Origin of the sequence: Anaerococcus porci, assembly GCF_034090325.1 — a bacterium.
Taxonomy (GTDB): Bacteria; Bacillota; Clostridia; order Tissierellales; family Peptoniphilaceae; genus Anaerococcus; species Anaerococcus porci.
The window spans coordinates 1-24,750 of sequence record NZ_JAXDSU010000019.1 but is presented as its reverse complement, the minus strand read 5'-3'; the positions used below and the strand labels follow the sequence as shown (position 1 = coordinate 24,750).

General features: G+C 30.6%; 24 protein-coding genes. 22 read left to right on the top strand and 2 right to left on the bottom strand.

All coding sequences use genetic code 11. The features are described from left to right. Positions 1-7 precede the first annotated feature (7 nt). Both dnaN and dnaA read right to left on the bottom strand, forming a co-directional pair. Positions 8-1,120, bottom strand: a complete 1,113-nt coding sequence (gene dnaN / locus SOR60_RS02405) for a DNA polymerase III subunit beta (RefSeq protein ID WP_154539867.1) — start codon at positions 1,118-1,120, stop codon at positions 8-10. A gap of 232 nt (positions 1,121-1,352) precedes the next feature. Further along, entirely contained in the window at positions 1,353-2,729 is a 1,377-nt protein-coding gene (dnaA, locus tag SOR60_RS02400) for a chromosomal replication initiator protein DnaA (RefSeq protein WP_154539865.1), read from the bottom strand. An 891-nt stretch (positions 2,730-3,620) separates the two neighbouring features. On the opposite strand from dnaA, the gene rpmH reads away from it, so the two are divergent. The 22 genes from rpmH to pbp4b all read left to right on the top strand — a co-directional run bounded on the left by rpmH (position 3,621) and on the right by pbp4b (position 24,734). Further along, positions 3,621-3,755, top strand: a complete 135-nt coding sequence (rpmH, locus tag SOR60_RS02395) for a 50S ribosomal protein L34 (RefSeq protein ID WP_154539863.1) — start codon at positions 3,621-3,623, stop codon at positions 3,753-3,755. A 49-nt stretch (positions 3,756-3,804) separates the two neighbouring features. Beyond that, entirely contained in the window at positions 3,805-4,155 is a 351-nt protein-coding gene (gene rnpA, locus SOR60_RS02390; RefSeq protein ID WP_154539861.1) for a ribonuclease P protein component, read from the top strand. Then, positions 4,145-4,357, top strand: a complete 213-nt coding sequence (gene yidD / locus SOR60_RS02385; protein ID WP_154539859.1) for a membrane protein insertion efficiency factor YidD — start codon at positions 4,145-4,147, stop codon at positions 4,355-4,357. Before rnpA ends, yidD begins: the two co-directional genes overlap by 11 nt. 39 nt (positions 4,358-4,396) lie before the next feature. Further along, a complete protein-coding gene (locus tag SOR60_RS02380; protein WP_154539857.1) occupies positions 4,397-5,152 on the top strand; it encodes a YidC/Oxa1 family membrane protein insertase in 756 nt (251 codons plus the stop codon). After that, positions 5,118-5,981: an RNA-binding cell elongation regulator Jag/EloR gene (gene jag, locus SOR60_RS02375; protein WP_154539855.1), complete on the top strand. Its 864-nt coding sequence runs from the start codon at positions 5,118-5,120 to the stop codon at positions 5,979-5,981. The genes SOR60_RS02380 and jag overlap by 35 nt, the downstream gene beginning before the upstream one ends. Positions 5,982-6,098: 117 nt before the next feature. Continuing rightward, positions 6,099-7,463, top strand: a complete 1,365-nt coding sequence (gene mnmE / locus SOR60_RS02370; RefSeq protein ID WP_320595120.1) for a tRNA uridine-5-carboxymethylaminomethyl(34) synthesis GTPase MnmE — start codon at positions 6,099-6,101, stop codon at positions 7,461-7,463. A 1-nt stretch (position 7,464) separates the two neighbouring features. After that, positions 7,465-9,354: a tRNA uridine-5-carboxymethylaminomethyl(34) synthesis enzyme MnmG gene (mnmG, locus tag SOR60_RS02365; RefSeq protein ID WP_320595119.1), complete on the top strand. Its 1,890-nt coding sequence runs from the start codon at positions 7,465-7,467 to the stop codon at positions 9,352-9,354. Next, entirely contained in the window at positions 9,347-9,976 is a 630-nt protein-coding gene (gene rsmG, locus SOR60_RS02360) for a 16S rRNA (guanine(527)-N(7))-methyltransferase RsmG (RefSeq protein ID WP_320595118.1), read from the top strand. The genes mnmG and rsmG overlap by 8 nt, the downstream gene beginning before the upstream one ends. Positions 9,977-10,494: 518 nt before the next feature. Then, on the top strand, positions 10,495-11,715 hold the full coding sequence (locus SOR60_RS02355; protein WP_154539847.1) for a CinA family nicotinamide mononucleotide deamidase-related protein: 1,221 nt from the start codon (positions 10,495-10,497) through the stop codon (positions 11,713-11,715). After that, on the top strand, positions 11,693-12,622 hold the full coding sequence (locus SOR60_RS02350; RefSeq protein WP_320595117.1) for a ParA family protein: 930 nt from the start codon (positions 11,693-11,695) through the stop codon (positions 12,620-12,622). Before SOR60_RS02355 ends, SOR60_RS02350 begins: the two co-directional genes overlap by 23 nt. Next, positions 12,600-13,454 (top strand): ParB/RepB/Spo0J family partition protein, encoded by an 855-nt coding sequence (locus SOR60_RS02345; RefSeq protein ID WP_154539843.1) that lies wholly within the window; start codon positions 12,600-12,602, stop codon positions 13,452-13,454. Before SOR60_RS02350 ends, SOR60_RS02345 begins: the two co-directional genes overlap by 23 nt. Continuing rightward, positions 13,432-14,040, top strand: a complete 609-nt coding sequence (locus SOR60_RS02340; RefSeq protein WP_154539841.1) for a cyclodeaminase/cyclohydrolase family protein — start codon at positions 13,432-13,434, stop codon at positions 14,038-14,040. Before SOR60_RS02345 ends, SOR60_RS02340 begins: the two co-directional genes overlap by 23 nt. Then, positions 14,028-14,498, top strand: coding sequence for a DUF4446 family protein (locus tag SOR60_RS02335; protein WP_154539839.1), 471 nt, complete (start codon positions 14,028-14,030; stop codon positions 14,496-14,498). The genes SOR60_RS02340 and SOR60_RS02335 overlap by 13 nt, the downstream gene beginning before the upstream one ends. Positions 14,499-14,562: 64 nt before the next feature. Then, entirely contained in the window at positions 14,563-15,549 is a 987-nt protein-coding gene (gene pta, locus SOR60_RS02330) for a phosphate acetyltransferase (protein ID WP_154539837.1), read from the top strand. A gap of 108 nt (positions 15,550-15,657) precedes the next feature. Beyond that, on the top strand, positions 15,658-17,049 hold the full coding sequence (locus tag SOR60_RS02325) for a DUF1538 domain-containing protein (protein WP_320595116.1): 1,392 nt from the start codon (positions 15,658-15,660) through the stop codon (positions 17,047-17,049). Continuing rightward, complete coding sequence (locus SOR60_RS02320; RefSeq protein WP_320595115.1) at positions 17,049-17,645, top strand: P-II family nitrogen regulator; 597 nt, start codon at positions 17,049-17,051, stop codon at positions 17,643-17,645. Before SOR60_RS02325 ends, SOR60_RS02320 begins: the two co-directional genes overlap by 1 nt. Before the next feature lie 35 nt (positions 17,646-17,680). Next, a complete protein-coding gene (gene trxA / locus SOR60_RS02315; RefSeq protein WP_154539831.1) occupies positions 17,681-17,989 on the top strand; it encodes a thioredoxin in 309 nt (102 codons plus the stop codon). 1 nt (position 17,990) lies between these two features. Then, positions 17,991-18,854 (top strand): NAD(P)/FAD-dependent oxidoreductase, encoded by an 864-nt coding sequence (locus tag SOR60_RS02310; protein ID WP_154539829.1) that lies wholly within the window; start codon positions 17,991-17,993, stop codon positions 18,852-18,854. 349 nt (positions 18,855-19,203) lie between these two features. Beyond that, positions 19,204-19,674, top strand: coding sequence for a MarR family winged helix-turn-helix transcriptional regulator (locus SOR60_RS02305; RefSeq protein WP_154539827.1), 471 nt, complete (start codon positions 19,204-19,206; stop codon positions 19,672-19,674). Next, entirely contained in the window at positions 19,675-21,687 is a 2,013-nt protein-coding gene (gene ftsH, locus SOR60_RS02300) for an ATP-dependent zinc metalloprotease FtsH (RefSeq protein WP_154539825.1), read from the top strand. Positions 21,688-21,734: 47 nt separating this feature from the next. Further along, complete coding sequence (locus SOR60_RS02295; protein WP_320595114.1) at positions 21,735-22,571, top strand: MurR/RpiR family transcriptional regulator; 837 nt, start codon at positions 21,735-21,737, stop codon at positions 22,569-22,571. A 168-nt stretch (positions 22,572-22,739) separates the two neighbouring features. Then, entirely contained in the window at positions 22,740-24,734 is a 1,995-nt protein-coding gene (gene pbp4b / locus SOR60_RS02290) for a penicillin binding protein PBP4B (protein ID WP_320595113.1), read from the top strand. Positions 24,735-24,750 lie beyond the last annotated feature (16 nt).

Here is a 24,750-nt window from a genome sequence, read left to right as displayed (position 1 = left end):
ATTTCCCCTATTCTGCAAGCCTTACTGGTAGAGCTAGATATGTGAATTCTTCACCTTCATTTTTTGAATCATTAGGATATATGATACATGGATTTAGTGATGATTTTAAGTTCATCCTTATAGTATCTGTATCACAAGCCTTAACTCCTTCTAGAAGGTATCTTGCATTAAAAGCAATCTTTACATCATCTCCTTCTTTTTCTATATGAACGACTTCTTTTAAGTCTCCTATTTCAGAGTTTGATTCTATCTTACATACATCTTCTTCAAGACTTATCTTAATTAAGTTTGCTCTTTGGGTGTTATTTAATAATTGGGCTCTTTCAAGGGCGTTAATAAGTTCAATCCTATTGACTATAACTGTAGTTGTAGATATATCTGCAATTATATTTGTATAGTCTATATAGTTTTTATCTATTACTTTGCAATACATTGTAGTGTCCCCTGATTCAAAAATTATATCCTTATCATCCTTATAGATTTGAGTCTTTGTTTCATCATCAATAATTCTTGTCCATTCAGATATTGACTTTCTTGGAATAATTAGTCTTGAATTATCCATTGAACCAGGGTAGTCAAGCTTGATTTTCTTAAGGGCTACCCTATATCCATCAAGGGCTACAAAGTTTAAATATCCTTGCTTTAGTTCAAATAGTATACCAGTAAGGGCTAGCTTGGTTTCATCAATACTTGTAGCAAACTCAGTTTGAGATATAGATCTTTTTAGCTTATCATTTTCAATTTCTAAATAGTCTACACTAGGTACTTTTAATTCCTTTTTATCGTAGTAGTCAAAGGCAAGAATATTGAAATTTGATCCATTACACCTAATATTAATTTTTGAATCTTCAAGGGTAATCCTTACAGTAGAATCTGGAAGTTTTCTAATAATATTAGAGATTATAGTGGCATTTATAGCCATTTCTCCTTCTTCTATGACATTAACTTTAAGTTTTGTTCTTATAGATATTTCTCCATCAGATGAACTTAGGATAAGAGTATCATCTTTAGCTTCAAAGTATATTAATTCATGTATCTGTATATTGGTCTTTCTTGATACAGCCTTTAAGGCTATGGAGATTTTATTTGATAATTCTTTTTGTCTTACTTCAATTTTCATAATGGCTCCTAAAATATTATATAAACTTAGTAGTATTAGTAATAGGCTGTGTGGGTATGTGGATAAGTATTGCTAAGGCTTAAATTAAAATGAAAAAGCCAAATGATAAAATTTGGATAAGTTTTTATATCTTATCCACTTATCAACATTTTCCACAGCTATTATTTTTTCTTATTTAATAGTTTTTTTATAAACATACTTATCATCATACTTATCAACAAATTGTGGATAACTATGATTTTATTTCTTTTTTTATTTCTTCTATTTCCGATCTAAAATCTTGGTCTTCTTCTATCATGGATTCTATCTTTTCATATCCGTGCATAACGGTTGAATGATCCCTATTAAATTCATTGGCAACACTTACCAGTGATACTGATAACATATCCCTACATAAATACATAGCAATTTGCCTTGGCATTACAAATTCCCTTTTTCGAGACTTTCCCTTCAAGTCTTGAAGTTTTATATGGTATCTATCTGCTACAATCTGTTGAATATCTTCTGCTGTAATTCTTTTACTTTTGACATGGACTCTTGATGAAACTCCAAGTCTTGCATCATCAAGGGTTACATAGGAGCGGTTATTTGATTTAGAGCAGGCAATAGAAGTTGCAAGTGCACCTTCTAAATCTCTTATATTTGTTTCAATATTTTCTGCTATATATTCTAATATTTCATAGTCTACTACAGCTCCCAGTTCATCTTGTTTTTTTTGCAAAATTGCAACTCTAGTTTCAAAATCTGGTTTTGAAATGTCAACTATAATGCCCCAACCAAACCTTGAAACTAATCTTTCTTCTAAGTGTTTAATCTCCTTTGGTGGCCTATCTGATGATATTACTATTTGCTTTCCTTGGTTATAAAGATCTTCAAAGGTATGGAAAAACTCTTCTTGTGTTCCAGTCTTATTTGCTATAAATTGAATATCATCTATCAAAAGCATATCAACTGAACGATATTTTTTTCTAAATTCTTCATTGGTATTGTTTCTAACAGCTGAGATCATTTCATTTGTAAATTTCTCACTTGATAGATACATTACATAACAATCATCTCTTTTATCTAGAATTTTATGGGCTATAGCTTGCATTAAGTGAGTCTTGCCAAGACCAGATGCTCCATATATAAAAAGAGGATTATAGACTCTTGAAACCTTGTAATTTGCCATGTTTTCTGCCACTGACTGACTTGCTGCAAGGGCTAATTGATTAGACTTACCTTGAACAAAATTTTCAAAAATATTAGTTTTTTCTAAAAGTGGCTTAGGATACTTATTTACATCATTTATAAGCAATTGTCCATTATTATCAGTTGACTTACCTAATGATAAGATTTTTTCATAATCATCGCTATCTTTAGCTATAATTTCAAGCTTATAATTAGTATTTCTTTCATTATTTATCTTATTAAGAATTTCCTGCATTTGGGGAACCCATATTTGGTCAAAGATGAATTTAAGTTCTTTTTTTGGTATTTCTAAATAGATAATATCATTGAATTCATTTAAAGGCTTTAAGATACTTATCCATGTATCATACTGTGCCTTATCAGGAACATTAGCCTTCATCTTTTCTTTTAATTCATTACTTATGTATTCTAGATTCATTATTATCTCTCATTCTCCTTAGAATTTTATCCACATTTAATTCTGCCTTAAATTTCAGGAATTAAAATAAAATTATGGACTTATCCACAAAATTGGGATAATATGTGGATAAGTTTTTAGTGGATATTAAAAATGCCTTGTACTACGGATTTTAGACAAGAATTTTTAAATTTAAAAATAGAATTTATGGATTTATCCACAAAATCATATCAAAAACTTAAGAAAATTAGACTTATCTATATCTTTTACACAAGAGATTATACATTAATTTAGCCATTTTGTAAAGTTATCCACAACTTGTTGATAAGTTGGGGATAAGTTAAAAATCATTTTATTTAGAAATATTAAATCCTGTGGATATTGTGGATATCTTGGAAAAATATTAAAATTATTAAATAAGAAAATTGCTATATCCTAACTTTAACAAGTTCATATAAAATCTTTTTTAAAAAAATTTATATTTTTACACTTAAAAATTAACTTAATATCTTGTGGATAAAATATAAATAAAAAAAGATATCCACAAATGCGTATTAATGCAAAATCATTACATAAATGAATATAAACTAATAGGCTATTTTTGTATATTTGTTTTATATAATTATTTTAGTAAACTAAGTTGTAAGCTGCATTACTTACTAATAAATTTTCATAGAAAACTTAAGTTTAGATGGAAAATAATTTTTAAATTAAGCATTTATAATCATTTATGTATAGATTTTTCGACTTTAGTAAAACTTAAATTTATAATAAAACTTTTAATTTTTAAATTTTTTATCTAGCAGTATAAAAAAATCAAATAAATTGTCTATTTTTTTAGGTTAAAGCCTTGACTTTTACCCCTTATTTCCATATAATTAAAGACAGCGTAAAATAATAGGAGGTGATAATATGAAGAGAACTTATCAACCAAATAGAAGAAAAAGAAAAAAAGACCATGGCTTTAGAAAAAGAATGTCAACTCCCGCTGGAAGAAGAGTATTAAAATCCAGAAGAAAAAAGGGTAGAAAGAAATTATCTGCATAATAAAAAAGCTGCGGCTTTTTTATATTGTGGATAAGGGACATTAATTCCTATGGAAAAACAATTTACTTTAAGAAAGAACGAAGATTTTAAAAGAGTTTATAAGAAATCCAAGCACTATTATAATAGGGATTTTACAGTTTTAGTCAAAAATAACGGAGTAAATAGACCAAGAATTGGTTTTTCTATTTCTAAAAAGGTAGGCAAGGCCCACCAAAGAAATAAGTTAAAAAGAAGACTTAGGTCTATTGTTTACAATAATTATAGATATATAAACAACGTTGATATAATTATTATACCAAAAAAACATACCACAGATTTTACTTATGATAAGCTTAAATCTTCTTTAGGTCACGTATTAAATAAGGCCTTTAAGGAAAAGAAAATAAATTATGTTAAATAAGCTTTTTTTAAAAATAATTAGATTTTATCAATTGTTTATTTCTCCATTCTTAGGCTCGGGTAAATGTAAATATTATCCTACTTGTAGCCAATATGCTATTGACTGTTTTAAGAAGTACAATTTTTTAAAAGCCTTAGTTAAGGCTTGTTGGAGAATTCTAAGGTGTAATCCTTTTTCTAAGGGAGGGTACGATCCGGCCTAGCAATTGATTTATAATTCAATTCAGAGATTGGAGAAAAAAATGTTAAATTTTATAGCACAACTACTTGGTAGTTTGATGAAATTAATCTATGAAACTTTGGTAAATAACTTTACAGAACCAGAGAGTATGAGCTTTTATGCCATATCAATTATAATTATGACAGCATTGGTATCACTTATAACCATACCAATGACTATGAATCAGCAAAAACAAGCTGCGAAATCATCAGAAATGCAACCCAAAATCGAAGAGATTAAGAAAAAATACTCTTATGATCCTCAAATTATGCAACAAAAGATGCAAGAGTTTTACAAGCAAGAGGGAGTAGGACCAGGACTTTCCTCATGTTTAGTTATGATTTTCCAGCTTTTAATACTTTTATCCCTCTATAGGGTTATACAAAATCCTGACAAGTTTGTATTTGATGGGGGACTTCATGCAATAAGAAACGACTTTTTATGGGTTCCAAGCCTATCTAAAGCGGATCCACTATTTTATGGGCTTCCACTTCTAACAAGTATAAGTCAGCTTTTAGTTCAACTTTTTACTATGAAAACATCACCTGCAACCAATGCCCAAGCTCCAGGAATGGGTTCTATGAATACAATGCTTATGGTAATGCCAATTATGTATTATTTTATATTTAGGGGCCTTCCAGCAGGTCTTCCACTTTATTGGACAACAAGTTCTATAGCAAGGCTTGTAATTTTAGGTGGCCAATACTTAATAGGACTTAGAAAAAGAGATGAAGAGGTAGAAAATGAAAAGATCAATAATAAGAACAGCAAAAACTAAAGATGAAGCTATAAATGAAGCTTTAAAAGAGATAAATAAGACTAGAGATGAGGTATCTATCGAAATAATCGAAGAAGAGTCTAGTGGATTTTTGGGTCTTATTGGTCAAAAGGATGCTGTTGTAAAGATTTCCTATGATCAAGATTTAGATGAAGGTATCGATGATCTTATGAAAGAAATTGAAGAAGATAGCAAAAAATCTCTTAGAGAAAACTTTGATGTAACAGCCTTATCAAGAGAAATTACAAATGAGGAAAGTTCTAAAGAAGATGAAAAAGTTTTAGAAGAAAAAAGCATAGATAAAAAATCTAATCAAGATGAAAGATTAGATGAAGCAAATATTGTTGAAGAAGATGAGTTAAATACTGATGTAGAGCTTTACTATAAGGCGAAAGATCTACTTGAGAAAATTCTTTATAATATGCATTTTGAAGATATAAAAGTCATAGGAAATCTTGAAGATAATATTATTAAGCTTGATGCAAAAATTGACCCTAAAGATACTGGAATTGTTATAGGAAGATCAGGAAAGACTCTTGAAAGTATAGAAACTATTATAAGAAAGATAATAAATACTAGGGAGAATAATCTAAAGCTTAATATTGATATAAATAACTACAAAAAAAGACGAGATGAAAAAATTATTGACTTGGCTGATAAAGCTTGTAAGAAGGTTTTGAAAACTAGAAAGCCTTGGAATCTAAAATATATGAATTCATATGAAAGAAGACTTGCTCATGAGCAAATAGGAAAATATGATAAGTTGGATTCCCACTCTGAAGGAGAAGAACCAAGAAGATATGTTGTAGTTGATTACAAAATTGACTAGTTAAAAGATGTTTCACGTGAAACATCTTTTTTAATGGAAATAATTAATGTATAATACTATAGTATAATAAGAGATGTTTATGTCAAAGGTAAACAATCGTTATAGAAAGGAAGAATTATGAGTGAATCTACAATAGCAGCAATTTCAACACCACAAGGTAGTGGTGGTATATCTATAGTTCGTATGAGTGGCGGTAGTTCTTTTGACATTATAAAAAGGATCTTTAAGCCATTTAATAAGAGGGAACTTGATAGGATTAAGGACAATAGAATGATGCGTTATGGTCATATAGAAAAAGATGGCCGAGTATATGATGAAGTTATGGTAAACTTCATGAAAGGACCAAATACTTATACTAGAGAGGATATTTGTGAGATAAATTGTCATGGATCTATGATTTCTGTAAAAGATATATTAAATCTTTTACTAGATGAGGGGTGTGATTTAGCAGAACCTGGTGAGTTTACTAAAAGAGCTTTTTTAAATGGAAGGATAGATTTATCTCAAGCTGAGGCAGTTCTTGATATTATAAATTCAACTAATGAATTATCTCAAAAACAAGGATTAAAGCAATTATCAGGATTATTAAGAGAAAAAATAGAAGATATAAGGGACATCCAGTTGGAGGCCTTATCAAGGATTGAGTATTCCATTAATTTTACAGAAGATGGGCAAGATCTTCCCTTAGATGATATAATATCTTATGTAGAAAGGGCTAATGATGAAATTAAAAAGCTTTTATCAACAGCTAATAAGGGCAAGCTCATAAAAGATGGAATAGAGACAACAATAATAGGAAAACCTAATGTAGGCAAGTCATCTCTATTAAATGTCCTATTGAATGAAAATAGAGCAATAGTTACAGATATACCTGGAACTACAAGAGATTCTATAACTGAGTATATAAATTTAGGAAATCTGACCTTAAAGATAAATGATACGGCTGGAATTAGAGAAACTGAAGATAAGGTTGAAAAAATAGGAGTTGAAAGGTCAAGGGAGCTTGCAGAAGATGCAGATTTAGTTATAGCAATATTTGATAGGTCTAGAGACTTTGATCAAGAGGATAAGATTATACTTGATATTATAGAGAATAAAAATGCTATCATTATTTTAAATAAATTAGATTTAGATTTAAAGATTAAAAAAGAAGACTTAGGTAACAATTTTAAGGTTATTGAAACTTCTATGATAAGCAGGGATGGGATAGATAAGCTTGAAGAGGCTATCTTTGAAATATTTGATACTAAGGACTTAAATAAAGAATCATTGATTATTACAAACCTACGCCATGAAAGATTATTAAATTTAGCAAAAGAAAAGATAGAAAATGCCCTTAAGGATATAAAGTCCCAAGTTCCTATCGATTGTGTAGAGGTTGATTTAAGAAGTGCATATGATGACTTGGGTCTTATAATTGGAGAAACTGTTTCAGATGAGATAATGGATAAAGTATTTAGGGAGTTTTGTGTTGGAAAATAAGATGAAAAAATATATAGACCAATCCTATGATGTAGTAGTAATAGGGGCAGGTCATGCAGGTTGTGAAGCTTCTCTTGCAAGTGCAAGACTTGGTTTTAAAACCTTGGTTTTGACAACAAGTATGGAGTCTGTAGCAGATATGCCATGTAATCCAAATATAGGAGGAACTGGAAAAGGACATATTGTAAGAGAGATAGATGCTTTAGGTGGTGAGATGGCATTAAACATAGATAAGACCTTTATACAATCAAGGATGCTAAATACCTCAAAAGGTCCCGCAGTTCATTCTTTAAGGGTTCAAGCTGATAAGATAAAATACCACCAAGAGATGAAAAAAACTCTTGAAAGGCAAGAAAATCTTGACTTATTTGAACAAGAAGTTGATAAGATTAACATAGAAGATGGAAAGGTTAAAAGTGTAGAAACAGTACAAGGGGCAATTTTTCCTACTAAAGCTGTTGTAGTTTGCACAGGAACCTATCTTAATGGAAAAATTCTTATGGGAGATTATCAAAAAACATCAGGTCCTCATGGACTTTCAGCAGCTACATTTTTATCAGATAGTCTAGAAGAGTTAGGTTTCAATCTTAGACGTTTCAAGACGGGAACACCTGCAAGGGTTGATATTAAGACAATAGACTTATCACAAACAGAAGTTCAAAAAGGAGACGAAAATGTAGTAGCCTTCTCCTTTATGAATGAAGATAAAGACTTTTCAGATAAAAAACAGGAAAATTGTTACCTAACTTATACAACAAATGAAACTAAAGAAATAATCATGGCAAACCTTCATAAATCACCTATGTATGGGGGATTAGTAAAAGGAGTTGGTCCTAGATATTGCCCATCTATTGAAGATAAAATGGTAAGATTTCCAGATAGGAATATCCACCAAGTTTTTATAGAACCAGAAAGCCTATCAACAGATGAGGTCTATATCCAAGGTGTATCATCAACTCTTCCTCAAGAAGTGCAAAGAGAATTCTATAAAACTATAAGGGGAATGGAAAATGCAAGGATTATGAGGCCAGCCTATGGTATAGAATATGACTGCCTTGATTCAACAGATTTAAAGAGAAGTCTTGAGTCAAAAAAGGTAGAAAACTTATTTTTTGCAGGACAAATTAATGGTTCATCAGGTTATGAAGAAGCAGCAGGTCAGGGTCTAATAGCAGGAATTAATGCAAGCCTTAAAATTAAAGGAGAAGATCCACTTATACTCGATAGGTCGGATGCTTATATAGGAGTTTTAATAGATGATCTTGTAACAAAAGGAACTAATGAACCTTATAGGATGATGACATCAAGATGTGAATATAGACTTACTATGAGACAAGATAATGCAGACTTTAGACTAACAGAAATTGGATATAAGATAGGACTTGTATCAGATGAACGTTTTGAGAAAATGCTAAGAAAAAGAGAAAATATAGAAAAAGAAATCAATAGGCTAAAAGGGGTTATGATAAGTCCAAACAAGAAGAATAATGAAATGTTAGAATCTATTGGAACAAGTCCACTTAAAACAGGATATAGCTTATTCGATCTTATAAAAAGACCAGAGCTTACTTATGAGCTTGTCAAAGTACTTGACCCTGATAGACCAGAGCTTCCAAAATTTCAACAAATTCAAGTTCAAACAGAGATCAAATATCAAGGCTACATTAAAAAACAAATGGCTGATATAGACAAGTTTAAAAAACTTGAAAATAAAAAACTCCCACAAAATATAGACTATTTTACTATAAAAGGACTAAAGAAAGAATCATCAGAAAAACTTAATGATATAAGACCAGATTCCATAGGACAAGCCTCAAGAATATCTGGAGTAAGTCCTGCTGATATAAATGTTTTACTAATAAGACTAAAGGCAGGTGATTTAGATGTATAAGTTTAAAAAATATGAAGAAATGCTAATAGAGACAAATAAGAAATTCAACCTAACCACCATAGTTGATTCTAGCCAGATTAAAGTAAAGCACTTTGACGACTCCTTAACCATTGAGAAATATATAAATAAGGGAATGAAAGTTCTAGATATAGGTTCAGGAGCAGGATTTCCAGGGATTCCTCTTAGGATAAAAAAAGAATTTGACTTAACCCTCATAGATTCAGTAAATAAAAAAGTAGGCTTTATGAATGAGGTAATAGAGGAATTAGGTTTAAAAAATACGAGAGCTATTCATACAAGAGCAGAAGATTATGCTAAAAATAATAGGGAAAAGTTTGATATGGTAGTATCAAGGGCAGTAGCAAAACTATCAACACTTTTGGAATATGCCTTACCATTTCTAAAAGTAGGGGGAATTTTTATAGCAATGAAAGGTCCTAAGGCAGAAGAAGAATTAAATGAAGCCGAAAATGCTCTTAAAATCTTAGGAGGAGAGTTAATAAATATAGACACAATAGACCTTAATGGAAACACAAGAAAAAATATACTAATAAAAAAAGTAAGGTCAACAAAAATAAAATATCCGAGGGCAAAAAACTTGCCAAAGAAGAATCCTCTTTGATATTCATTAATATCTTAAGATTATTTTTTGATTTTAATCATAAGGCTTTAGAACATATTTTGTTTTAAGGTCTTTTTTATTTTTTATGTGTTTAATTAAGATAATTAGTAATAAGTCACTTCATTTAATTGGAAAGTTTAGATATTGTTTTTATTAAGGTAAATTACTATAACTTTAATAAAATCTCATTGTTTTGTTGTATTATTAATAATATTATATTTACTTTTATTCTTCGCCTAATGTTGAGACAAACTAAGGGGCTCTTGCTTAAGTAGTAAATTATAATAAATAAGATTATACATTATTATTTGTATCATAATTAATTATAATAACAAGTACGTAATAATTAATTTGAAGAATTAAATTAATTGAAGTGATTTTTAGGATATAAAAAATAATCTAAGAGAGTATAATAAAAAAGAATTACTGCTGATATGTAAGAAATGTTTCGTGTGAAACATTTAATATTGAAAACTTATCTTGATATTGTTATACTATTTAAAGAGAAAAGAGGTTTTATGAAAGCACAAATTTTTTCAGTTGGAACAGAAATATTACTTGGAAATATTACCGATACTAATTCAAAGTATATAGCACAAAGATTAAGTGAGTTTGGAATAGATTTATACAAGATGGTAACTGTTGGAGATAATTTTGACAGGTTATTAAAAGAACTTAAAAATGCTATTGGTAAAGTTGATTATATTTTTATTACAGGAGGGCTGGGACCTACTGAAGATGATATAAGTAAAGAAGTAGCGATCAGGGCAAGTGGTAAGGAAGATAAGGTAGTTATAGATGAGGAAAGTAAAAAGAAACTTGACTCATATTTTAAGTCAAATGAAAGGGCCCTTAGTGTGAATATAAAGCAGGCAAAATTTCCTAAAGATGCTATTATTCTTCCAAATGATATAGGTACAGCACCAGGTTGTATTATTGATTGTGATAATAAGAGCAAAATAGTTCTTATGCCGGGGCCACCTCAAGAGATGAAATATATGTTTGAAAATAAATTACTTAAATATATAAAAAAAGAAGCGGTTATTAAGTCAAAGACTTTAAGAATTGCACTTTTGGGAGAATGGGATATGGCAAGTAGGATAGATCTTCATTCTACAAATCCAACCATAAGTCCTTATTTTGATGATGAGGGAGGATTTTTAAGAATAAGTGCAAAGGCAGAAAGTGATGATAAAGCTCTTATCTTACTTGATGAAAAGGAAAAGGAAGTAAGGGAAGTTTTTGGTCCACTATTATTGTCAGATGATGGAAAGAGAAAAGAAGAAACCCTTATAGATTTATTAAAAGAGAGAAAAGAGAAAGTATCTTGTGCTGAGTCTATTACAGGAGGAATGGTGGCGTCATCTATTATAGATATAGCTGGTGCAAGTGATGTAATAGAAGAGTCCTATGTGACCTACTCTGATAGGACTAAAGAAAAAATCTTGAATGTTTCATATGAAACATTAAGAAAATATTCTGCAGTCAGCAAGGAATGTGCATATGAGATGCTCGATGGTCTGTATGATAGGACAAAATCAGCATTATGTATAATAACTACAGGCTATGCTCACAAAGGAGAAGCTTTTATAGGTGTAAAATATAAGGATAAAAAGTTTGTTAGAGAATTTAAGTTCTCTGCAAGTAGGAATAAGGCTAGGCGTTGGACTAAAAATAGGGCCATGGACCTTTCCATATTAATAATGAGAGGTATGTATGAAGACAATTTCGATATTTAATCAAAAGGGTGGTGTAGGAAAGACTACTACAGTGGTAAATCTTGCCACTGCCCTTTCAAAATTAGGAAAAAAGATTCTGGTAATAGATTTTGACCCTCAGGCAAATACTACAACAGGTTTGGGTCTTGATAAATCTAAGGTAGAGAAGTCTATATACAAGATGTTTTATGAAGAAGATTCATTTGAAAATTACATAGTAAAAACAGAAGATGGTGCTTATCTTATTCCAAGTGAAAATGCCCTTTCTGGTCTTGAAGTGGAATTGGTTTCTTTAGATGAGAGAGAAAGACTCACTATGCTTAGTTCTATTATAAAAGGAATAGGAGATGATTTTGATCTTATAATTATAGACTGCCCACCATCTCTTGGACTTTTATCTTTAAATGCTCTTGTAGCAAGTGATTCCATAATAATACCAATTCAAACAGAATATTATGCCCTAGAAGGGGTAAGTGAGCTTATGAATACCTATAAGTCTATAAAAAGTTCTGTAAAAGAAGATCTTGAAATTGAAGGGGTTCTTTTATGTATGTTTGATGGAAGGTGTAAGCTTTCATATGAGGTTGTAGAAGAAGTAAAATCATATTTTAAGTCCAAGGTCTTTAAGACTATGATTCCTAGAAATATAAAACTTGCCGAAGCACCTTCTTATGGGAAGTCAGTAATTGTTTATGATGAGAAATCAAAGGGAGCAAGAGCCTATCTTAATCTGGCAAGTGAGCTTATAGAAAATATAAAAAAGGAATCCAAAGAAAAGGAAAATTTCAAGAAAAAGACTAAGGAAAAGATAAGTGAAGAAAGTAAAGATTATAATCAAGAATTAAGAAAAGATGAGAAAGATAAAAAACTTCAAAAAGATGAGGAAAAAAATCAGGTGATAAGAAATGACGAGAAAAACATTGGGTAGGGGTCTTGGCTCGCTTATACCAGAAAATAATAAGAAAAATAAGACTGTAGTTAAAATTCCTATGGAAAAAATCATCAGAAGAGAAGACCAACCTAGAAAAAGTTTTGATACAAAAGCTCTTGAGGGTCTAAGCCAGTCTATAGAACAATATGGTCTTTTAAATCCAATAGTTTTAAGAAAAAATGGCAATAAATATGAAATTATAGCAGGGGAGAGAAGATTTAGGGCAAGTAAGCTTCTAGGTCATACAGAAATAGATGCTATTATAAAAAATGTAGATAATAAAGATATAGATATACTTTCTATAGTAGAAAATGTTCAAAGAGAGGACCTTACAGCTCTTGAAGAGGCTAATGCCTATAATGAACTTATTAAAAATTATGGACTAAAACAAGACGAGATAGGAAAAACTGTCGGAAAATCAAGATCTTATATAGCAAATACCCTAAGGCTTTTAAAACTTGATGAAAATAGTAAAAAGGAATTAGAAGAGGGAAATATAACTTCATCTCAGGCAAGGACACTTCTTTCTATAAAAGATAAGAATGAAAGAAGTAAAAGCCTTGATGATTTTAAAAATAAAAAAACAAATATTAGAAATGTAGAAAAAAAGAATAAAAATAAAAGAAAAGAAAATTTAGACATAAAAGAAGATAAGCTAGATAAGATACTTTTTGAAGACTTTGAGGAAAAATTTATAAACCTCTTAGACTCAAAGGTTGAGATTAAAAAGCAAAATAATACCTACAAAGTGTCTATAGACTGCTTTTCTATAGAAGATATTGAAAGACTTTATTGGAGTATAAAAAATGGCAGAGAAGAAGTTGATTGATTTTAAGCTAGGTGAATTAATAGATAATACAAGAAAGCCTACAGCCTATCCTGGAGGAGGAGCCCTAGCAAGTCTTAGTGGAAATCTTGGAATAAATTTAATATTGATGATGGCAAAAAAGGACTATAAAGATGAGAATTTGAATAAAAAGGGGAAAAAAATCTTTAAGAAATTCATAGCTTATTCACAAGAGCTAAAGGATTTGATGCAAGAAGATGTAGATAGGGTAAATGTCCTTTTAAAAGCTTTTAAAAATAATGAAATGGATAATATTGATAAGCTTATCAATGATGCAAATATTGCACCAAAAAGAACAATCGAACTTATGATAATAGTCCTTCAAGATTGTGATTTTCTACTTGAAAATGGGAAATTTTCAACTATAAGTGATGGGGAGATAGGACTTAGATTGGTAAAGGAATGTATACATTCATCTTTTGTAAATGTTATTATGAATGAAAAATACTTTGATAAAGATAGCAATTTTAAAAAAACCGACTACAAATCAATTACTAAATATTGTGATAAGCTATATGAAAAGAATATGGATATTATCAGAAAGAGGATTAAGTTATGGGACAAATAATGGCAATAATAATTTTATTTATAATAGTTATAGTTGAATTTACTATGATAAAGTCAAACAACGATAAGCTAAGAAGGCAAAAAAGAAGATACGATCATCTTCTTAGGGGAAATAATCCAGATCTAAACCTAGAAGAATTAATCTTAGAATTAAACAAACAAATAGATAAGTCAAATAAGGAGATAAGATCTCTTGACCAAAGATCAGCAGATACTAAAAACTCATCTATGGGAGCTGTAAATAAGATGGCAGTTGTTCATTTTGATGCCTTTGAAAACCAAAGAGGGAAAAACTCATTTTCTTTAACTCTTCTAGACTCTTACCACAATGGAATAATTCTAACCAATCTCTATTCCCAAGAAGGTTCAAATACCTATCTTAAAGAGATAATAAATGGAGAAAGTGAGATAGAACTTTCTGAAAGAGAGAATGAATGTCTAGAAAAGGCAAAACTATAGAAGAAAATATTTTCACTTAGGGTATAATAATAGTATTAATATCGATTTTAATTAGGAGGCTATTATGGCAAATGATGGAGTAATGGAGCTTGCAACTGATAATATTAGAGGGAAAAATCGTACTATAGTTTTTCCAGAAGGTGATGATTCAAGAGTTTTAAGGGCAGCGATAAGACACAACAATGATGGTCTTATTAAACCTATACTACTTGGAGATCCTGAATCTATTAAAAAAGTTGCAAACGAAGAAGGTGTGGACTTAGGAAATATAGAAATAATTGATCCTAGACACTCTGATTTACTCGATGAATTAGTAGATAGATATGTAGAATTAAGAAATGGTAAAAACACCAGAGAAGATGGTGACTACTTGCTTAAAAAAGACAATAACTACTTCGGAACTATGCTTATAGAAACAGGTAAGGCTGATGGTATGGTTTCAGGTGCTGCTCACCCAACAGGAGATACTGTAAGACCTGCTCTTCAACTTATAAAAACAAAAAAAGGTGTAAATAGGGTAAGTGGTGTAATGATTATGCTTGGACCAAATGGTGAAAAATTATTATTTGCAGATACAGCTATTAATATCACTCTTCAATCAAATGAACTTGCTGAAGTTGCAGTAGAAGCTGCTAAAACAGCAGTTGAATTTGGTATAGAACCAATAGTAGCAATGCTATCTTTCTCAACAAAAGGTTCTGCTAAACACGAATTGGCAAGAAGAGTAGAAGAAGCTACAAAACTTGCTAAGGAAATGGACCCAGACCTTAAAGTTGATGGGGAAATGCAATTTGATGCTGCAATCTCACCACAAGTAGCAAGAAAGAAAATCCCTAACTCAGATGTAGCTGGAAGAGCTAAAGTATTTATATTCCCAGATCTACAATCTGCAAATATTGGTTATAAGATAGGACAAAGATTAGGAAATTATGAAGCTCTTGGTCCAATACTTCAAGGACTTAATAAACCAGTAAATGACCTTTCAAGAGGATGTAACGAAGAAGATGTTTATAAACTTGCAATCCTAACTGCTAACCAAGTTAGAGACTAAAGTTAATAAGTTAAAATAAAGAGACAGTCTAATGATTGCCTCTTTTATTATATAAAAAATAAGCTATTAATAATATAAAAATTAAACAATAATCATTTTAAAGGGGTGATGACTATATTTAGAGAAGAATTAAAACAAAATGCAAAAGCAGTAGGTCCCATAGCCATTCTTGTGTTAGTATTGAATATATTTAGACCAGTAGATAGTAAATTAATCGCAAACTTCCTTATAGGTTGTTTAGGTGTAATAGTAGGTTTATCTATATTCTTAACTGGGGTAGATTTATCAATATCAAAAATAGGATCTTTTATGGGAGATTTTATAGCAAAAAGTGAAAATATATTAAAGGTTATAATATTTGGCGTATTTATAGGCTTTGTAATATCAATTGCAGAACCAGACCTATTAATTTTAGCAAAGCAAGTAAGCAGTGCTATAGGACTTGAATCAATGTTAATAGTTTCTATAATATCAGTAGGTGTAGGAGTGATGATATCAATAGGACTTTATAGGATATTTAAGGAAATTAAGCTATCTAGTCTTATGATGTGTATATATGGAGCAATCTTTATTCTTATGTTTATATCAAGTGATTTAAGTCATGCTATAGCCTTTGATGCATCTGGTGCAACTACAGGAGCTATGACAACTCCTTTTATAATAGCTTTAGGTCTTGGAGTAAGTAAACTTAAAGGAGAGAGTAAGGGTGAGGAAAACTCCTTTGGACTTGTAGGAATAGCATCAACAGGACCAATACTTGCAGGACTTTTGATGACAATGTCTATAGACCCATCAGCAGTTGTAATAGAAGAAGTAGCCCATACTTCAGCAATTTTAAGTGGATTTAAGTCAGCAAGCTTTGCAATATTACCTATAACTATAGTATTTCTTATAATGGATAAGCTAGTATTTAAACTAAAAAATAAAAAAGATATAATGCTTGGACTTGGATACACCTATATTGGTCTTATAATGTTTTTAGCCTCAGTAGAAGGAGGTTTTATGGAACTTGCAAGAGTTATGGGAGAGGCTTATGCTGACTTTAAATTTGTTCCACTAATAGGCTTTGTTCTAGGACTTTTAGTTGTTTTAGCAGAACCTGCAGTATTTGTATTATCAGAGCAAGTAGAAGATGTAACTGCTGGTTCAATCCATAGGTCATCTATAATGAAGGCTTTATCAATAGGAGTTGCCTTTGCAGTGATGCTTGCAATGATAAGAATCAAAATAGACGGATTTAAGCTTTGGATGCTAATAGGACCGGGATTCTTACTTGCCCTAATACTTTCAAGAAATGTACCACAACTTTTTGTAGGTATTGCCTTTGACTCAGGTGGAGTTGCATCAGGGCCAATGACTGCAACCTTTATTCTCGCATTTTGCCAAGGGGTTGCAGGAAATGTTGCAGATGGATTTGGAGTTATAGCTTTTGTTGCACTTATGCCAGTTATAACTATAATGATAATGGGATCTTTTTATAAGGAGGTCATAGAGGGATAATGAAATATTTAAGAATAATTACAAATAGATCTAAAGGATCTAAATTTATGCAACAGCTTCAAGCTTATGGAGCAAAATATATAAGTTGTCTTTTAGCAGAGGGTTCTGCTAATGATCACATATTAGAAGTCCTTGGAATTAATAAAGAAAGAAAAGAAATAGTATCAGCCTTAGTAAATGACTCTTTAGTAAAAGACTTGCTGGATAAATTATCAGATAAATTTGACAAGAAAAACACATCTATCATGTTTACAACACCAATAGATAAAAAAGGAGAAATAAATATGGAATATGAGGCTTTATATGTAATAGTGGATAAGTCCAATGCCGATAGGGTTATAGATATATCCCAAAAACATGGAGCAAGGGGGGCGACTGTTGTTCACGGAAGGGGTTCAGGTATCCAAAAAAAGTCAGTATTTTTAAATATGGTTATAGAACCAGAAAAAGATATAGTAATAATGCTTATAAAAAAAGATATAGCGGAAAAAATTAAATCAGCTCTTTATGATAGCTTAGAGCTTAATCAAGATTCAAATGGTATACTTTTTTCACTACCTGTAAGTGATGTTCGTGGTCTTGTTGATCAAAAATAATAGAAGTATAATAACTTTATTAATGGAGGATAAAAATGAAAGAATTAAATACTCAAGAGTTTGATACTCATGTACTAGAAAATGAAGGAATAGTCTTAGTAGATTTTTCAGCTACATGGTGTGGACCATGCAAGATGCAAAAACCAATACTCGAAGAATTAGAATCTGAAGTAGACTTTGATATATATTCAGTAGATGTAGACCGAAGTCCAGAACTTGCTGGAAGATATAATGTAAATGCAGTCCCATCAATGATGCTTTTCAAAAAGGGTACATTAAAAAACACCCTAGTAGGCTTCCAAGCTAAAGAAGTTATACTTGAAGAAGTAGAAAAACTTAAATAATATGGATTATGATTTAATAGTAGTAGGTAAAGGGCCTGCAGGATTATCTGCAGCCCTTAATGCTGCAATTAGAAAAAACAAGGTTTTAGTCATTGGGAAAGATTCCAAAGCTCTTTCAAAAAGTCCATCCATAAAAAATTACCTAGGATTTAAGGATATAAAGGGAGATGACCTATATCAAAGATTCCTAGAGCAAATTAAATACTATGATATAGATATAAAAGATAAAAAAATTAAGGCGGTTTACGCTATGGGAGACTACTTTGCAGTAGATTTTGGAGATGAAATGCTAAAATCAAAAGCCTGCATTATAGCTACAGGTATAGACATGGGTAAAGTTATAGAAGGTGAAGATAAGTTTTTTGCAAAGGGTATATCTTATTGTGCAACCTGTGATGCTTCTTTATATAAGGGGCGTGATGTTGTAGTTATAGGCTACAATGAAGAGTCAATAGAAGAAGTAGAATTTATAAATAAAGTAGCTAAAAATACGACCTTTATAAATATGTACAAAAAAAATATAAAACTTTCATCTAATATAAATATTGTAGATGAAAGGCCTTTAAAATTTGATGGCCTAATAAAGGCTGAAAGTCTTGAGCTTAGTGATGGTAGTAAAATCAGGGCTGATGGATTTTTTATAATAAAATCATCATCTAAGCCTAAAAACTTAGTACCATCTGTAAAAATGGATGAAAAACATATCTTGGTGGATAAAGATATGAAGACAAATATAAGGGGGCTTTTTGCCTGTGGTGACATAACAGGTAAGCCTTACCAAATAAACAAAGCCTGCGGTGAAGGTCAAGTAGCAGGACTTAATGCAAGCTCATATATAAGAAATGTTTCACGTGAAACAAAATGACAGTGAAACTATTAGTGGGGTGTTGTAAAATTACGAATTTATATCTTTATATAATTGCAAGTTACTTCTAGAATCTTAAAAACAAAGCTTTATACTATAGAGTAAAATTGTTGTGGAGGGATTTGTAATTATATGATAAAGATTAATTCATTAAGCAACAACCCCATTAGTTTTTTTTAAAGATAATAATAGGTGTTTTTTATCAAAGAACATAATTAATTCACAATTAAAGTATGTATTAAAAATATTCTTTCTAAATACTTGAAATTTATTACAATATATGTAAAATAATAGTGGAGAATACTTATCTCCTATATTAAATATAGGTCTATAATTTATGGAGGTTTATATGACAGACAGACACATTGATTTTTTTGAATTTAATAATTCTATATTCTCTATGATTAGAGAAATATCACACAAGATAGATTTACTATTACAAGAAACAGCAACAGATCTAGGAGTAACAACCCTACAACTTAAGATGATTATGACCTTATCTGCATCTGAAGATTCAGTATCAATAGGTAATCTTGGAAAAAGTATAGGTGTAAATGGTGGAAATATATCAAATATTTGCAAGAAACTTGAAAAGCAAGGATTTGTTGATAGAAATAGATCAGATGAAGATGAAAGAGTTGTAAATGTTAAGCTTACCCAAAAAGGTGTTGATGCAGCTGATAAGGTAAGTGAGTATTTTGATAAAATAAAACCAGAGGTTGATGAGTCAAATATCAACACTAACTTAAAGACAATCATTAATGAATTAGAATCTTTAGATAGCTTACTAGATGATTATATTATAAGGAGTGGTTTATAGATGCTATCAAATAAAAAAGGCAATAGGCCATTGGTCTACTATTGGATTATAGCCATAGTTGCCTTTCTAGTAATAAGATACATGCTTAATCCTATTACAATGGGAGAGAAGCCAAAGGAGGTAACTTACAACCAATTTGTCCAAATGATAGACAATGACCAAGTAAGAGAAGTTACCAAAGATGATTATAACTATACCTTCACAGCTATGGTTGATGGTGACAAAAAAACTTTCACCACAGGTTTATGGCCAGATACTAACCTTACAGAAAGATTACTTGATAAGGCTAAGAATAATAAGAACCTAACATTTACGAAAGAGATAGAAACAAAAATGAGTCCATGGCTCACCCTGTTTATAACATCTATTTTGCCTCTTATATTCTTGCTTTTAATTTTCTATATGGCTAACAGGTCTCTATCAAAGACTATGGGAGGCCGAGGTGGCGGAGACTTCATGAACTTTGGTAAGTCAAATGCTAAAGTCTACATGGAAAATAAGACGGGAAAAACTTTCAAAGATGTAGCAGGCCAAGAAGAGGCAAAAGATAGCCTTAATGAAGTCGTAGATTTCTTACATGAACCACAAAAATATAGGGATATAGGGGCAGTTCTTCCAAAAGGCGTGCTTTTAGTAGGTCCTCCAGGAACAGGTAAGACACTTTTAGCAAAAGCTGTAGCAGGTGAGGCTAATGTACCATTTTTCTCAATTTCAGGCTCAGAATTCGTTGAGATGTTTGTAGGTATGGGAGCAAGTAAGGTAAGAGATCTTTTTAAACAAGCTAAGGAAAAGGCTCCATGTATCGTCTTTATAGATGAGATAGATGCCATAGGTAAGAGAAGGGATACATCAGGTTTTAGTGGAAATGATGAACGTGAACAAACCCTTAACCAACTTCTAAACGAAATGGATGGATTTGATGCAGCTGAGGGAGTAGTACTTTTATCTGCAACAAATAGGCCTGAAATCCTTGACCCAGCTCTTACAAGACCTGGAAGATTTGATAGACAAGTAAGAGTTGAGCTACCAGATTTAAATGGTAGAAAGGACATCTTAATAGTTCATGCAAAAAATGTTAAAAGAGAAGATGACATAGACTATGAAGAAATTGCAAGAAGAACGGCAGGAACTTCTGGTGCAGACCTTGCAAATATAGTAAATGAAGGTGCGCTTAGAGCTGTAAGAGAAGGTAGGAAAAAACTTACACAAGTTGACCTTGAAGAAAGTATAGAAACTGTAATAGCAGGTGCACAAAAGAAAAATGCTGTAATAAGTGATGACCAAAAGAAGATTATAGCCTACCATGAAGTAGGACATGCCTTAGTTACAGCTATTCAAACCCAAAAGAAACCAGTAACCAAGATAACCATAGTTCCAAGAACATCAGGGGCCTTAGGTTATACCATGAGTGTTGATCGTGATGAGAAATATATAATGACCAAAAAAGAACTATTTGATGAAATAGTTACCTTTGCAGGTGGTAGAAGTGCAGAAGAACTTATCTTTAATACTAAAACTACTGGGGCAAGCAATGATATAGAAAGAGCTACCCAAATTGCAAGAGCCATGGTAACCCAATATGGTATGGACGATGATTTTGATTTTGTCCAACTTGAAAGAACAACTGGAAGATACCTAGGTGGAGAACACTCACTTATAGTATCTAGTGGTACTGGAGATAAAATTGATGAGAAAGTAATCCACATCATATCTCAAGCCCACATGAGAGCTATAGAAATCTTAAAAGATAACCTAGACAAACTTCACGAAATATCAGACTTCCTTCTTAAAGAAGAGACTATAACAGGCGAACAATTTATGGAAATTCTAAATAAAAAACCTGTAGAAGTCAAAGTAAAAGAAGAAATTGAAGAAAAAGAGTCTACAAATGAAAATTCAAGTGATGAAATAAGCACAAAAGACGAAGAAAAAATTGTAGAAGAAAAAAATGAAGAAGATAATAAGCCAATAGAACTTGGTTCAAGTGAAGATGACTCCAAAAAAGATGAGTAGATAAGACCCCTTCTAGGGGTCTTTTTTATTAATAAAATGAGGAATATATGGAATATTTAATAAGAATAAAAGATAAAAAAGAAAATTTCACTCAAAAAGATAAACTTATAGCAGACTATATACTTAAAAATAAAGATAAGATAATAAACGAATCATCCATAGACCTTGCTAAAAATACAAAAACTTCTCAGTCTGCGGTAACACGATTTGTCAAAAAAATAGGCTATAAGTCCTTTGTAGATATGAAAGTTTCGATAGCAAAATCTTTTGAAAGCAAGAATGAATATATAGAAGATGAAATAAAAAAGGATGATAAGATCAGTGAAATAATAGATAAATCTAGAGCAAATATCCAAAAGACATTAGAAAAAACCTATGCTATAATAGATGAAAAAAATATAGAAAAGGCAGGAAATTTAATCAATATGGCAAGTAGGATTTACCTTTGTGGAGTTGCAGGATCTGGACTTATATGTGAAGATTTCTACTATAAACTCCTTAGGGCAGGTGCAAATGTTTTTTATGAAAAAGATGCTCACACAAATCTTTCAGCCATAAGCCATATAAAAAAGGGTGATATCCTTATAGCAATCTCCTATAATGCTAAAACAAAAGAAGTATTAGAAGCAATGAAATTTGCAAAAGAGAATAATGCTAGGGTTATAGCCATAACAAAGTCTGAAAAATCAAAACTAAAAGACCTATCAGACATAATTCTAAAAATTCCATCAAGTGAAAAAGAAATAAGATATGGGGCAATTGCCTCAAGATTCTCATCTTTTATAATTACAGATATTCTATTTTTCACCTATATAGCTAAAAATTACGAAAATGTAAATGAGAGCCTTAAGATAAGTAAGGACTTAACTGATAAACTTAAATAATTATTTCAAAAATAAACAAAAACACTTGAAATAAATTTTCAAGTGTTTTATAATATAGAAAATGAAAAGCTTTTCAAACAATAGTCTAATATATTTTAGAATATTTAATAAGATTAAAAGTTTAACTTATATAATTCCTATATTAATGTGCCATCAAAGGAGGTATAAATGAAAAAGCTTATATTATTAGCTTTAGCCTTATTGTTAATACCAACAAATTCCCTAGCTGATGATACGCTAAAAGAAAATCAAGAAGAAACAGTGATAGAGTCAAAGGATGATAAAGATTATGATGATTCAATATTAACTAATACTTCTTATAAGTTTTATAGTGATAAGGAAGGTAAAGCAGAAATTACAGTAAATGAGTCAGATGCAAAAGTATATGTGAATGGTAAAGAGTACAATAAGTCAGATAATTCTATAAAAGATGGGAAAAACACTATCGATGTATTTGATGCAGAGGAAGATACAAAGGTTGAGATTAAATCTTCTAAGAATGAAAGTAAAAGTGACAATGATGGAAATCTAGATGAAAATACTTTAGGGTATTTGGAAGATTTACTTGATAATGAAGTTAAAAAAGGTTTTGCTGGTGGCCAAATTACAGTTATAAAGGATAATAAGGAAATTTATTCTCATAACTTTGGCTATATAAATAACTATGATGAAGACAATAAGAGACTAAAAGATGAGAATAAGATAAAAGTAAATTCAGATACATTATTTGACCTAGCAAGTAACACAAAAATGTATGTAACAAATTACTCACTTCAAAAATTAGTTTATGAAAATAAAATAGACATTAATGATAAAATATCAAAATATTTTCCAGAGTTTAAAGATAATGAAAATGATCCTATAAAAGGAAAGAATGAATTAACAATTAAAGATTTATTGATGCATCAAGGAGGTTTTCCGGCTGACCCACAATATCATAACAATAATTATGATAAAGATGATGGTATTAAAAATGGAAAAAACGATCTTTTTAGTCAAGATAGGGATAAAACCTTAGAGATGATTTTAAAAACCCCCCTACAATATCATCCTGGAGAAAAAAATGTATACTCGGATGTAGATTATATGTTGCTAGGAGCAATAGTAGAGAAAGTATCAGGACAAAGATTGGATGAATATTTTGATCAAAACTTTGCTAAAGCCCTAGGTTTAAGACATACTTTATTTAATCCTTTAAAAAATGGTTTTAAGAAAACAGATACTGCAGCTACTGAGCTACATGGAAATACAAGAGATGGTGTTATAGATTTTAAAAATATAAGAAAGCACACTATTTGGGGAGAAGTTCATGACGAAAAAGCCTACTATGCAATGGATGGTATAAGTGGTCATGCAGGATTATTTTCTAATTCTAAAGAATTAGCCATATTAGCAAATATAATGCAAAATAATGGTAAATATAAAGACTTAACTTTTTGGGATAAGAAAACTCAAGATTTATTTTTAACAGAAAATAAAAACAATCCTTCTTATGGTCTAGGATGGAGAAAGATGGGAGAGGGAAGATATGCTTGGGCATTTTCTAACCTAGCATCAAATAAAACATACGGTCATACTGGTTGGACTGGTACATTGAGTCTTATAGATCCTATCGAGAATATGGTAATAATATTATTGACAAATAAAAAGAATTCGCCCTTAATTGATAAGGAAAAAAATCCTAATAGATTTTACTCTGATAGGTCAATGTCTGCTGGCTATGGTGCTATAAGCAGTCTAATTTATAAATCATTAGATAAGAATGACCCAAAATTGATTCTAGACTTAGCCAAAGAGATGATGGATAAGAAGCTATATTTGATAGAAAATGTAGAAGCTTATAATAATATAGCTGATTACAATGATTATTTAGCCTTAAAAGATTCTTATTTTAATTATCTAGCTAAATTTGAGGAAATGAATAGAAAAGCTAAAAACCATGAAAAAAATGATCAGTTGCCTGATGAAGATGATAAATCATTAAATATAGCTGATAAGATAAGTACAAAAAATGTAGAAAATAGTGGCTATAAGGAAGTGATAAGTAGGATAATAAAAGAAAAAAACAATCCAAAAACTGGAATATCTTCTATTGCTAGCTTATTTATTGCTATAATTTCATCAATTCTTATGCTAAGAAGGTTAAAAAATGTTGGGATTTAGTCTATATCTTAATCAA